Below are 13,390 nucleotides of genomic sequence, written 5' to 3'. Positions count from 1 at the left end.
CACCCGTTTTATCCACAAAATGTAGCTTTTAAAGCAAAAAAATCATTTTATTAAAATATAAAAGCATCAATGCATTAATTACGTGCCTACAACTATACCCACACTCGCATTTTAATGTGCGTTGCGTATAATACTGCGTAATTAAGTTATTTTAGAGAATAGACATGAGAACATGTGGTGTAGAAATTACCGGTAGTGATGTACTACTTTGTATTTTAAGTAAAGATAATGACGTATTTGATATTCGCGATGTGCGCCAAACACGCTTTACCTTAGGTAACGGTAACGACACTGAAGTAATGCGTAAATTTCAATTCGATTTTGCAAAATTAATGCAAGATTACCAAATTGATTCTGTTGCAATTCGTGAGCGTCAGCCTAAAGGTAAATTTGCTGGCAGTGCAAAAGGCTTTAAAATGGAAACTGCAATTCAATTAATCGACAACTTAGATGTACGTTTATTTACTACAACTGAAGTTAAAGAGCAGTTAAAACGCAACCCCATCCCTATTGATTTTGAAGAAACAGGCCTTAAAAAGTACCAAGAAAATGCTTTTGTAAACGCTTACGTTTACATCATGAAAAAAACATACCGCAGCGACGAAATGTAAACTCATTACTCGTTTAAAAACGCGTACTTACATTGTAAGACGCGTTTTTTGGTGTCTAAAAAGTAGTATTAGCTTTTATTAATCTAATAATACATTAGTCTAACTGCACTTCTCTTTGTCGACAATATGTGTTTATTTTAACTTTGTAGTTTACATAACTCACACACATTTTCATGGAGAGAGCAATGCACACACACACTATTGCGGTAAAAGAAGTAGAGAAAATAAATCACTTGCCGTTAGCTCAAAGCTACTTTAAAGGTATACAAAGCACACCTTTAACAAATTCAACTATAGGCGAGTACTTTGACTTTATTGTCGACAAAAACCCAGAGGCGTTAGCTGTTGTAGTTCATCACCAAGGTATTCGCTTAACGTATAAAGAATTTCAAAAAGAAGTTAATCAACTTGCTATGGGGTTGCTGGCACTTGGCGTGAAACCAGGTGAGCGCGTTGGTATTTGGTCTCCTAATAATATTGAGTGGTGCTTAACCCAATTTGCAACGGCAAAAATTGGCGCAATAATGGTGTGCATCAACCCGGCCTACCGTCCTAACGAATTACAATATGCTTTAAATAGTGTTGAATGCTCTACTCTGATCACAGCATCAAATTTTAAAGGCAGTGATTACTTAGAAATGCTTAATTGTTTAGCGCCAGAACTTGCAACTTGCGATAAAAACACACTTAATTTAAAAGCACTACCCACTCTTAAAAATATAATCCGCATTGGCGATGAAGCATCACCTGGTATGCACTCTTTTAATGATGTTATTAACTTGCCAACAGCAGCTCATGAGCTTGAATTAAAAGCAATAGGTAAAAACTTAAATGCTGAGCAAGACATCAATATACAATTTACATCAGGCACAACAGGCAACCCAAAAGGCGCAACGCTCACGCATAAAAATATTTTAAATAATGCGCTATTCGTCGCCGAATCTATGCACTTTACGAGCGATGACAAGTTATGTATCCCTATCCCGTTATATCATTGCTTTGCAATGGTATTGGGTAGCTTATTGTGTGTTAGTAAAGGTGCAGCAGCCATTTACCCAAGTGATTCGTTCGACGCAAAAACCACACTAGATGTAGTTCAACAAGAAGGATGTACAGCGCTGCACGGTGTACCTACTATGTTTATTAGTGAGCTTGAGCTGAGTAATTTTACCGATTATGACCTAAGCACTTTACGCACGGGTGTAATGGCAGGCTCTACATGCCCAGAGCAAGTAATGCGCAAAGTACAAACACAAATGAACATGCATCAAGTACTGATTGCTTACGGGCAAACGGAGTGCAGCCCCATAAACAACATTACCGAAACAGACTCTTCAATTGAGCGGCAAGTAACGACAGTTGGCCGCGCCCTTGCCCATACCGAGGTTAAAATAATTGACGAGCTGGGTAACATTCAAAAAATTGGTCAACCTGGCGAAGTGTGTAGTAAAGGTGCAGGCATAATGCGCTGCTATTGGAATGACGATGCTAAAACAAAAGCCACAATAGATGAAAGTGGTTGGCTACACTCTGGCGATTTAGGTGTCATGGATACAGAAGGGTTTGTCACTATTGTTGGCCGTATTAAAGATATGATTATTCGCGGCGGCGAAAACATTTACCCGCGCGAAATAGAAGAAGTACTTTACACCTACCCTGGCATTCAAGATGCTGCCATATTTGGTATAACCGATGAAAAGTATGGCGAAGAAGTGTGCGCTTGGATCCAACCAAAAGAAGATGCTGTACTTGATGAGCAAGCAATTCGTGAGTTTTTAAAAGACAAACTAGCCTACTTTAAAATGCCACGACATATCCGTTTTGTAGAAAACTACCCAATGACAGTAACAGGTAAACTGCAAAAATTTAAAATGCGCGAGCAAATGCAAGAAGAGCTAAGCGACAACGCTTTTTCCTAGTTTCGTCTTTAAGTAACTGAGGCTCTGGATAGGGAATTTATCTCAGAGCTATGTTCAGAGCTAGCAGCGTTAAATTTACGTATGTTAGGACTAATACTAAAAAGCACAGCCAATTGGCTGTGCTTTTTGTATACTAAATTTATTATAAATCTAACATTCTCTTTTTTAAACGTTCTAAATCAATCGCACTCGAGCGCACTGTTAATTTAATATGGCTGTATTCATATTCTTCTTTAACAACACTCATACTCGATCGGATTTCGCCCACGATACCTTTGGCTGTGTACGGTATAACAATCTCTTCTTCAATCATGTCCTCTTGAGCAATGCCAATAATGTATTTGTGCAGTTTACTAATATCATCTGGATTACGTGTAGAGGTCATCATCGCATCAGGAAATTCATCCATTAGCGACTGCTGCTGCTCAGTACTTAATTGGTCTGACTTATTCAATACTAATAGTTTTTTGCTACCTTCTACCCCAACTTCTGCCAGTACTTTATGTACTACTTCAAGTTGTGAGCGAAAAGAAGGATCTGAAGCATCTACAACATACAACAATAACGACGCATCATGTGCCTCAGCGAGCGTTGAATGAAATGAAGCAACCAAATCATGAGGTAATTTTTTAATAAAACCAACCGTATCTGAAACCAATATACGAGGCTGGGTAATCGGATACAGCGCGCGAACAGTGGTATCTAGCGTTGCAAATAGTTTGTTTTCGCCTTCTACATCACTACCTGTAATTGCGCGCATCATTGATGACTTGCCCGCATTGGTATAACCAATTAAAGCCACTGAGAATAGCTCAGAGCGCTGCGTACGTCTGTCCATCATCACATCTTGAACACTAACAAGTTCGCGCTTTAATTCTGCTAACTGATCGCGCACCTTACGGCGATTAAGCTCAAGTGTGGTTTCACCCGCACCTTTACCCATTTGGCGTTCTTTATCACCTGTTGATGTTTCACGCAGTCGTGGCGCTACATAATTAAGGCGAGCTATTTCAACTTGTAATTTTGCAGTTTTAGTACGCGCATGACGACTAAATATTTCAATGATAATACCGGTGCGGTCAAATACTTCTACACCTAGCTGGTTCTCAACATTACGTAGTTGAGAAGGCGTTAAATCGCAGTCAAATACCACTACATCAGCACATGCAAAATCTAAATCGTTTGACGGAATTTCTGAGGATATTTCGGTTAAAGGGTCTTCATCAAGTAAATCATCTTCTTGCTCGTTTTCAACCATCCCTTTATTACCGGTAAGGTGGGCTATTTCAGCTAGTTTACCTGAGCCCAGTACATTAACTTTTTGAGTTGAGCTTTGCTTTTGCGATTGCGTACCTACTACTTTAAATCCTAACGTAGTCACCAAACGAGCAAGCTCTGCAAGCGACTCTGTTGCTTCGTCGCCTTTAAATTGTGGTGTGCTAATAGAAATAAGTAACGCATTAGGAAGTGATGGTTTTGCAGTTAGTTGCATAATTTTTTGTCTTAATGCACCTAAAGTGCAAACCTAATTTTCATTCGAAAGTAACTTGATCCTACGCTGTTATAGCCCAGCTTTATAGGGTTATAGTTCACTAATGGCGTTAATATTTAAAACTAACCATAATATACTCAATTTTATGGCTAGTTTTAAAATCACATTATAGTAAAGCCTTATGTTCAGCTTTAATATTAAACGACGCCCTGCTCAATCATTGCATCGGCGACGCGCCTAAAGCCTGCAATGTTAGCGCCTAATAAAAGATTTCCAGGCTCACCAAATTCTGTAGCGGTATCGTTGGCGGTAACAAATATATTTTTCATAATTTGTTTTAGCTTTTCATCAACTTCTTCAAAGGTCCAACTTTGCATACTCGCATTTTGTGCCATTTCTAATTGGCTTGTCGCAACGCCGCCGGCATTGGCCGCTTTACCTGGTCCATACGCAATTTTTGCAGCAATAAAGCAATCAATAGCTTCTTTTGTTGAAGGCATGTTTGCACCTTCACTTACTAATAAACAACCGCCGGATAATAATGCGTTAGCGTCTGCCTGTGTTAATTCATTTTGTGTGGCGCACGGAAAAGCAGCGGCAGCATTAAAGCGCCAAACAGCGTGCCCATCTTTAGGGTAGTCATTTACAGGAATATAAATAGCATCGGGGTGAGTTTGTTTATATTCGCTCAAGCAATCACGCGATTGCTCTTTCAAACATTTAATAAGATTTAAATCTATACCCGACTCATGATACACAGTGCCACGAGAGTCACTGCAACTTACTGGTGTTGCCCCCATTTGATAAAGCTTTTCCATGGCATAAATAGCAACATTACCTGCGCCCGAGACCAAGCAGCGCTTACCTTGTAGGCTATCGCCGCGCGCTTGCAGCATATAGTCAGCAAAATAAACAGCGCCATATCCCGTGGCTTCTTTTCGTACAAGCGATCCCCCCCACAATAAGCTTTTACCTGTTAAAACACCTTCATAGCGCCCAGTCAAACGCTTATATTGACCAAACAAGTAACCTATTTCTCTCGCCCCTACTCCAATGTCTCCAGCGGGTACGTCGGTTGTAGGGCCAATATGGCGATAGAGCTCGCTCATAAATGATTGGCAAAAACGCATTATTTCAGCATCTGAGCGCCCTTTTGGATCAAAGTTTGCCCCGCCTTTACCACCACCGATCGGTAAACCTGTTAAAGCATTTTTAAATATTTGCTCAAACCCTAAAAATTTAATTATGCTGGCATTCACACTTGGGTGAAAACGTAAGCCTCCTTTATAGGGGCCAAGTGCAGAGTTAAACTCAATTCTGTAGCCTTTATTTACCTGAATATTGCCTTCATCATCAACCCAAGGAACTCTAAACATAATTTGGCGTTCAGGCTCAACTAAGCGTTGTATAATGGCATTTTTTTTGTATTGTTCTGAGTTTTCTAAGATAGGTTCGAGTGATTCAAGTACTTCTTCAACAGCTTGATAAAACTCGCATTGTGCAGGACTGCTATTTTTTAATTGTGCGATTGTGCTATGGATATAATTCATAATTATTCTTCCGTGTTAATAATAAAAGTATTTATCAGATGTTAAAGTAAACGTGATCAAGTTTATGATTCATGCTTTAAGGTCTTAATTTAATATAATTAACTATTACCTTAGCATGAAAAATTGAGATATTTAACGCGTGCTGCGTGAATTATTTTTGATTGGAAGTTTGATTTTTATTTATTAAAGATGAATTTAAATTCACAGATTTAAAATTAGAACAGTGCCAAGCGAATTTTTATATTTTCAAAAGGGAGTTTTAGAAGTATTAGGTTAGGTATGGGTTTGTTTGAAAATATAACAATTAATGGGTTTTATACTGCATTGCGCTCGCAAAAAACCCACTAACTAAAAGCTAATTAGCTAAAACCAGTTACTCAGCAGACTCTTCTGGGCGATGCTGCTTTTGTACGCCAGTTAAAAACAAACGTAATATTTGATCGTTACAAACTCGGTAATGTTTGTTATCTACTTTACGAGAAAATGCGCTTAACTCATGCTTACTTAAATCAAAATCAACAAGTGCAAGTGTTGCTATAACATCTTCTGCTTTCATGTTTAACGCAATACGTAGCTTCATAAAGATAATATTGTTGTTTAGCTTTTTCTCTGGCTCTGGTTGCTCACCTTCGCGTTTGCCACGTTGGGTATTAATAAACCCATTTAAAAAGCTAGCAAACTCAGTATCACTTATTGGGGTAAAAGCCTCTTCACCTTCTTTAGTTAACCATGCAATTACTTGCTCTTTGGTGACCGTATGCTCTGCTGATGCAAAAACATTGACCATAGCAGTATCAGTTAAGTTAAAAGTGTAGCGAATGCGGCGTAAAATATCGTTATTAGTCAAAGTAAATCCCAAAGTGAGGTATAGCAACCAAGCAGTTATTGCTTAATTTTAAATAAGCACCTAGTTTAACAGGTTTACTAATACCACCCTATTAATTTTTATCTGAGCTTCTTATACCTAGTTACCAAGCACTTTTGCAGGATCTACGCGCGTTGCTTGCCATGCAGGATAAATAGTGGCAAGTATCGCAAGCAAAAACGTAACAATCACTGTAATACCAATGTCTTCAAGTACTAATTTACTTGGTAAAAACTCTATAAAATAAACGCCCTCAAGTGGATTGGCTCCAAATAATTGGCTTATCCACGTAAAAAGCTCACTTATATTAAGCGCTAATACTACGCCAATTAGTGTCCCTAGTGCCACGCCTACAAATGCTTGCATTAAGCCTTGCATTACAAAGGTGGCTAAAATAGTACTGTCTTTCGCGCCCATGGTTTTTAAAATTGCGATATTGCCTTGTTTTTCGCGTACTTCCATCACTAAGGACGATACAATATTAAAACTGGCTACCGCTATAATTAAAAACACCACAATATAAACAATGGTACGTACCATTTGAATATCTTGATAAAGGCTGCCTTGGGTTCTAAACCAACTAGAAACATACACGTAGTCGTCAATAGTTTGGCCCACTTTTAGCGCTATTTGGTGCGCCGAAAACACATCATCAACACTTAACCGCAGCCCTGTTACTTGAGTTTCATCGTAACCCAATGTTTGCTGCGCTTTATTAAGATGTATAAACGCAGCGGTACTATCAATCGGTCCGCCCATTTCTATAACACCTGCAAGGTTAAGTGTTACGCGTTTAGGCGCTAATAATGACTGACCTTTTTGGCCTATTTGCGGAATAAGTAACGTAATGTTGTCGCCTACTTTTGCATCTAACTGTTTTACTATTTGCTTACCTAAAATTACATCGTCAAGGCCTAACTGACTCACTAATTTACCACTGGTAAACTGGTTTACCGCCGATACATTACTCTCGAGCGATGGCTCAACACCTCGAATTTCTATCGCTTTTAGCTGGCTTTTATATTGCGCCATCCCATTCACTGCAATAAATGGCGCAGCACCTGTTATATGCGGTTGTGTTTGTAAATCCTCAACCTTTTGCGACCAATTTGCAATGGGTCTACTTGGTGCTACATATTCAACCTGCGGCACAACACTTAGTAATCTATGTACTAGTTGCTGCTCAAAACCATTAATTACCGACAGCGCTACAATTAAAACCGCGACACCTAATAAAATACCAATAGTCGACGCTTTAGCTATAAAACTAACAAAGCCGTTTTTTTCATCTTTGTGACCTGAATAGGCTCTAAAACGTTTACTTAAAAATGCACTAAGCAACATGCTGCGACTCTTTAATAGCTAGTTTTCCATCGTCTAAATAAGCTATTTTTCCTAGCTTATCGGCAAGTTCTAAATCGTGTGTAACTACCACAAAACTCGTGTTTAAGCTTTGGTTAAGCTCATTAATTAAATCGTAAATTTTAATCGCATTTTGTTTATCTAAATTACCGGTTGGTTCATCAGCAAGCACAAGCGCAGGTTTTGTAACCAATGCACGGGCAATAGCAACGCGTTGGCGCTCTCCACCTGAAAGCGCAGACGGTTTATGCGAGCTGCGATGTCCAAGGCCTACTTTTTCGAGCATATCGAGCGCTTGAGCTTTGGCTTCTTTTGCACTCAAGCCTTTAATTAATAATGGCATAGCCACATTTTCAACTGCGCTAAACTCCATTAATAAGTGATGAAATTGATAGATAAAGCCCAAATTTTGGTTCCTAAATGCGGCTTGCTCTGTTCGCGAAAGTTTTGCAACTTCTTGGTTTTTAATTTTAGCGCTACCTGAGCTTGCGGTATCTAATGTGCCAAGTATGTGTAAAAGCGTACTTTTACCAGAGCCAGAACTCCCCACAATAGCGAGCATTTCACCTTGCTGAAGCGCTAAATCAACGCCTTTTAATACTTCAACTTGGTTGCTGCCATCTTGATAAACTTTACTTAAATTTTCACAACTAATTACTAAATCATTCATAACGTAATACCTCTGCTGGTTTTACTTTTGCGGCTTTACGCGCAGGATATAAGGTAGCTAAAAAGCTCATAGCAATACTGGCAAACGCTATTATTACTAAACTCAAAATATCAAATTTTACCGGAAGCTCTATACCCGCCAATAAGTTTAAGCCCACTAATGCAAGTAGCTCATTTATATATAAACTAAATATTACACCTAAAAATGCGCCTATTGCGGTACCAATTACGCCGTTATATAAGCCTTGCACCATAAACACTTTTTGCACTTGCGAAGGTGTTAAACCTAACGTTTGTAGTATGGCTACCTCACCTTGTTTTTCGCTTACCATCATGGTCAGTGCTGATACAATATTAAACACAGCGACCAATACAATGAGGGCAAGCAACATAGACATAATGCGTTTTTCCATAGCAACGGCTGCAAATAGAGTACCTTGGGTACTGCGCCAATCACTGTAATTGTGATCTTTTAAAATACGTTGGCTTGCTTCAATAAATTCATCTAGTTCGAAAGGTTCGTGCAATGAAACACTTAAATTTGGTGCAGTGTTTTTATCCAGCTTTAACACCCGCTGTAGTGAAGCGCCACTTGTAAACGCAAGTGCCATATCTATCTCAGATCCTGTTTCGTATATTGCGGCCACTTTAAATAAACGCTGGCTGGGTACTCGCCCAAGAGGTGTATACGTTGAAGCATTAGGCATAATAACGCGAAGCTTATCACCCACGCTAACGCCTAATTTACGACTCAAATAACGACTTATAGCAATGTTGTAATTTTTGTTTAATACAGTTTTCCAATCGCCTTGCACTATTTTATCGGTAATTTTATACAAAGAACCACTATCGTTATAAAGGCCTTGTAGTAAAACGCCGTGCAAGTCTTTATTTGTTTGCAAAATAGCTTCGCCGTGGCGATATAAGCTTACATGATCAACATAAGGAGATTGTTCGAGGTCGGTTTTTAGGGTGTTCATTTGGGTGGCAGTGTGTTTACCTGCGCTAACTTCAACATGCGGAATAAGTCCAAGCATATTGGTTTTTAGGCGATTTTCAAACCCGTTCATTACACTGCTTACCGTAAATAATGCCATTAAACCAATAGCGATACCGGCAATAGAAAAAAACGAAATAAACGATATAAACGCATTTCCTTTAGAGGAGCGACTATATCTAAGCCCTATAAATAAGCTAACCGGTTGAAACATATTATTTTTAACACTTATCGTAAAAGTATTGAGCAATAGTAGCACGAAAAAAGTGCCTTTGGGTATGGCGTAAAATGTAAGAAATAATTTAAAAATCTGATACTTGGCTATATTTACAGCAATACATGCTTAACCATTAATTCGCGATTAAGCTTTCAGCCCTTTAACTAAATAATCGAGCAATACCCGTACATTAGTCGCCACAAACTGCCTTGGTGGATATACGCCCCATACCCCTTCTTGCTGTGGTTGATAGGGTGTTAAAATAGGCACCAATTGCCCTGAGTTAATTTCGTTTTCAATGTAGTAGTCTGGGAGCTGTACAATACCAAGCCCCTTTTTTGCGCCATCCACCAGCGCCCAACCACTATTACACTGTAGCCGTCCCGCTATTTTAATGTGTTTATCGCGCCCATTTTCGTTTACGCGCCAGTAGCTACTATTCCCAATTAAACATTCATGGCTGTTTAGCTCGCCTAAAGTATGCGGCTCACCAAATCGCGTTAAATACTGTGGTGCCGCGCACATAATAAAACGCCGCGCACTTAACCTACGCGCTTTTAAGCTCGAATCTTTTAAGTGCCCTAGCCTTATGGCTAAATCAAATCCGCCCTCTAATAAATTTTCTTGCTCGTTACTTAGTGTGGCAACAACTTCGACCTCGGGATGATCCTTCATAAAATTATGCACTATGGGCATAATAAAGCTCTCTCCGTACATAACTGGTGCTGTGAGCTTTATTTTACCTTTAGGCGTACTTTGTTGCTGAGCAAGGCCTTGAGTTGCCTCGTCCATAGCGTGTTGTAAGTGCTTTATTTGGTGTAAGTACACTTCACCTTCTTTAGTTAAAACCACTTTACGGGTTGTACGAGTTAATAGTTGTGTATTTAAACGTTGCTCAAGCGCTGTGACATGGCGGCTAATATGCGCAACCGAAAGCCCAAGCATTTTTGCAGCCGCAGTAAAGCTACCCTCTTCACCAACCGCTATAAACTCATCAATTCCATCCCAACGCGCCATTATTACCATACTGTAAAAGTGTTTTAATAAAATTGAGATTATCATTATTTGAGAAACAAATACAATAAGCCCATCACCCAAGCAAATTGGGTCTACAATTATTTTTTAATAGCCAGTTAAAGGAAATAAAACACATGTCTGAATTTATTAAATCAAAAGCCGCCATTGCTTGGGGTCCTAATCAACCACTTAGTGTTGAAGAAGTTGATGTGATGATGCCTAAAAAAGGCGAAGTAATGGTAAAAATTACCGCTACAGGTGTATGTCACACCGATGCATTTACATTATCAGGCCAAGATCCTGAGGGCATATTTCCTGCTATTTTAGGTCACGAAGGCGCTGGTGTTGTCTATGCAGTTGGCGAAGGCGTAACGAGTGTTGAAGTTGGGGATCATGTTATTCCTTTATACACTGCAGAATGTGGCGTATGTAAAATGTGTACTTCAGGTAAAACTAACCTGTGTTCAGCCGTGCGCGAAACACAAGGTAAAGGCCTAATGCCAGACGGCACTACACGCTTTTTTAAAGATGGCCAACCAATTTATCACTACATGGGGACATCAACGTTCTCTGAGTACACTGTATTGCCAGAAATCTCACTTGCTAAAGTAAATAAAGAAGCATCACTAGAAGAGATTTGCTTACTAGGCTGTGGTGTAACAACAGGCATGGGCGCAGTTACCAACACCGCTAAAGTAAAGCCTGGCGACACTGTTGCTATATTCGGCTTAGGCGGTATTGGTTTGTCTGCGATTATTGGCGCAAAAATGGCTGGTGCAAGTCGTATTATTGGTGTTGATATAAACACCACTAAATTCGATTTAGCTACAAAACTAGGTGCAACTGATTTAATTAATCCAAAAGATTTCGATAAGCCAATTCAAGAAGTTATTGTTGAAATGACAGATGGCGGCGTTGACTACTCGTTTGAATGTATCGGTAATGTTGACGTAATGCGCTCAGCGCTTGAGTGCTGCCACAAAGGTTGGGGTGAGTCGGTAATTATTGGTGTGGCAGGTGCAGGCCAAGAAATATCAACCCGTCCGTTTCAGCTGGTAACTGGGCGTGTATGGCGTGGTAGTGCATTTGGTGGCGTTAAAGGCCGTTCACAACTCCCTGAAATTGTTGAGCGTTACATGGCAGGTGAATTTGCTCTTAGCGACTTTATTACTCACACAATGAGCCTTGAAGATATTAACGAAGCGTTTGATTTAATGCACGAAGGCAAAAGTATTCGTACAGTCATTCATTACTAATAAACTGCATTCGTAAAATAGCTTATTAATAAGCCGTAATACTTTTAAGTTTACGGCTTTTAAGGATTAAGTATGTTAGAAAATATCTCAAGTGTAAAAGTGTCTGGCGGTTGGCATAAGCAATATACTCACAGCTCGCAAAGTACACATTGCACTATGCGCTTTGCCGTATTTTTACCACCAGGCGCAAGTGAAACAAATAAAGTACCGGTACTTTATTGGTTATCGGGTTTAACCTGTACCGATGAAAACTTTATGCAAAAAGCCGGTGCATTTAAAAAAGCAGCAGAGCTAGGCATTGCTATTGTAGCGCCTGACACCAGCCCGCGTGGCGAAAACGTACCCAATGAAGACAGTTACGACTTTGCACAAGGCGCAGGCTTTTACGTAAATGCCACGCAAGCTCCTTACAACACCCATTTTAATATGTACGATTATGTTGTTAGTGAATTACCAGCATTGATTGAACAACATTTTCCGGTAACAAGCACAAAAGCAATTAGCGGTCACTCTATGGGCGGGCACGGTGCATTAATGGTCGCACTTAAAAACCCGACTGCGTTTGTAAGTGCCTCGGCTTTTAGCCCTATTGTAAATCCGATTGAATGCCCTTGGGGTGTAAAAGCATTTACTGGTTATTTAGGAAATGATAAAGCGCTTTGGAAGCAATACGACAGCTGCGAGCTGATGAAAAACGCAGAGCAAGCTAATTACTTACCTATGTTAGTGAGTCAAGGTGATGCCGATGGTTTTTTACAAGAGCAACTTAAGCCAGAAAACTTAGTCGCTATTGCAGATAAAAAAGGCTACCCGCTTACACTTGAAATGCAAGCAGGCTACGACCATAGCTACTTTTTTATAAGCAGCTTTATTGACCAACACTTATTATTTCATCATCAGTTTTTAACTGCTTAGACTCATTAGTGTGTAGAGATGACTTTTCTACCTCTACACACTCTTTTAGACTTTTAGTGACCTGCCTACATACTTGCGTAGTAGTGCTTTCCCCTTTAACTAGGCTAACAAGAGCCGAATCTATCTTTAATCCCATATCAGTAAAGTTAAATCCGTTTTTATCTGTAGGTACTGGCTCTAGTGGGTTTTTATAAGGTGTTGACTGCGCCGGGCTAATACTATTTTTATCATTACGCGCCTGAGATTGTGCTTGCCCATCAATAATAGCGCCCGCAACTGTACAGCCAGAAAGGCAATAAAAAAACAAAAGTACAATAATTGTTTTCATCATTCATCCTAAACAAAATATTACCTAAATTGTATACGTTTTTTATTGTAACTCTGTAAAAAAATGTAAGTATTACTACCTAAAATCATTTATAAACTCTCTTGTAACACCCACCAGCTGCTATATAAAAAATGGCGATCCTAAATAACCTAAAGTTTTATTAATGGTAGGTTGTAAGTGTTCTGTGAGAAA

The 13,390-nt window shown here is 39.4% G+C and carries 12 protein-coding genes; 4 read left to right on the top strand and 8 right to left on the bottom strand.

The window, feature by feature from the left end:
• Positions 1-164: 164 nt before the first annotated feature.
• Both H5115_RS11965 and H5115_RS11960 read left to right on the top strand, forming a co-directional pair.
• Entirely contained in the window at positions 165-611 is a 447-nt protein-coding gene (locus H5115_RS11965) for a DUF3010 family protein (RefSeq protein WP_002960715.1), read from the top strand.
• 185 nt (positions 612-796) lie between these two features.
• Positions 797-2,530: an AMP-binding protein gene (locus H5115_RS11960; protein ID WP_182755475.1), complete on the top strand. Its 1,734-nt coding sequence runs from the start codon at positions 797-799 to the stop codon at positions 2,528-2,530.
• Positions 2,531-2,672: 142 nt separating this feature from the next.
• On the opposite strand, the gene hflX is transcribed toward H5115_RS11960, so the two are convergent.
• The 7 genes from hflX to H5115_RS11925 all read right to left on the bottom strand — a co-directional run bounded on the left by hflX (position 2,673) and on the right by H5115_RS11925 (position 10,699).
• A complete protein-coding gene (gene hflX, locus H5115_RS11955) occupies positions 2,673-4,022 on the bottom strand; it encodes a GTPase HflX (RefSeq protein ID WP_182755473.1) in 1,350 nt (449 codons plus the stop codon).
• 197 nt (positions 4,023-4,219) lie between these two features.
• Positions 4,220-5,572 carry an NADP-specific glutamate dehydrogenase gene (gene gdhA, locus H5115_RS11950; protein WP_182755471.1) on the bottom strand — a complete coding sequence of 451 codons (1,353 nt, stop codon included), beginning with the start codon at positions 5,570-5,572 and terminating at the stop codon, positions 4,220-4,222.
• Positions 5,573-5,945: 373 nt separating this feature from the next.
• Positions 5,946-6,419, bottom strand: a complete 474-nt coding sequence (locus H5115_RS11945) for a DUF1456 family protein (protein ID WP_002960721.1) — start codon at positions 6,417-6,419, stop codon at positions 5,946-5,948.
• A 117-nt stretch (positions 6,420-6,536) separates the two neighbouring features.
• Positions 6,537-7,781 carry a lipoprotein-releasing ABC transporter permease subunit gene (locus H5115_RS11940; protein WP_182755469.1) on the bottom strand — a complete coding sequence of 415 codons (1,245 nt, stop codon included), beginning with the start codon at positions 7,779-7,781 and terminating at the stop codon, positions 6,537-6,539.
• A complete protein-coding gene (lolD, locus tag H5115_RS11935) occupies positions 7,771-8,469 on the bottom strand; it encodes a lipoprotein-releasing ABC transporter ATP-binding protein LolD (RefSeq protein ID WP_182755467.1) in 699 nt (232 codons plus the stop codon). The genes H5115_RS11940 and lolD overlap by 11 nt, the downstream gene beginning before the upstream one ends.
• Positions 8,462-9,679, bottom strand: coding sequence for a lipoprotein-releasing ABC transporter permease subunit (locus H5115_RS11930; protein ID WP_182755465.1), 1,218 nt, complete (start codon positions 9,677-9,679; stop codon positions 8,462-8,464). Before H5115_RS11930 ends, lolD begins: the two co-directional genes overlap by 8 nt.
• 147 nt (positions 9,680-9,826) lie before the next feature.
• Positions 9,827-10,699 (bottom strand): LysR family transcriptional regulator, encoded by an 873-nt coding sequence (locus H5115_RS11925; RefSeq protein ID WP_182755463.1) that lies wholly within the window; start codon positions 10,697-10,699, stop codon positions 9,827-9,829.
• A 134-nt stretch (positions 10,700-10,833) separates the two neighbouring features.
• Here H5115_RS11925 and H5115_RS11920 point away from each other — a divergent pair, with 134 nt between their 5' ends.
• Both H5115_RS11920 and fghA read left to right on the top strand, forming a co-directional pair.
• The gene (locus H5115_RS11920) at positions 10,834-11,955 is read left to right on the top strand and encodes an S-(hydroxymethyl)glutathione dehydrogenase/class III alcohol dehydrogenase (RefSeq protein ID WP_182755461.1); all 1,122 of its coding nucleotides are present in this window, start codon (positions 10,834-10,836) and stop codon (positions 11,953-11,955) included.
• A 72-nt stretch (positions 11,956-12,027) separates the two neighbouring features.
• Positions 12,028-12,870 carry an S-formylglutathione hydrolase gene (gene fghA / locus H5115_RS11915; RefSeq protein WP_182755459.1) on the top strand — a complete coding sequence of 281 codons (843 nt, stop codon included), beginning with the start codon at positions 12,028-12,030 and terminating at the stop codon, positions 12,868-12,870.
• Here the strand turns inward: fghA and H5115_RS11910 are convergent.
• Positions 12,824-13,198 (bottom strand): hypothetical protein, encoded by a 375-nt coding sequence (locus tag H5115_RS11910; RefSeq protein WP_008134020.1) that lies wholly within the window; start codon positions 13,196-13,198, stop codon positions 12,824-12,826. The genes fghA and H5115_RS11910 overlap by 47 nt on opposite strands.
• Positions 13,199-13,390: the final 192 nt, after the last annotated feature.

The sequence above is a fragment of the Pseudoalteromonas sp. SR44-2 genome (genome assembly GCF_014163745.1).
Lineage (GTDB): Bacteria > Pseudomonadota > Gammaproteobacteria > Enterobacterales > Alteromonadaceae > Pseudoalteromonas > Pseudoalteromonas distincta.
The sequence above is the reverse complement of the archived record's forward strand: the minus strand, read 5'-3'. Positions and strand labels throughout refer to the sequence as shown.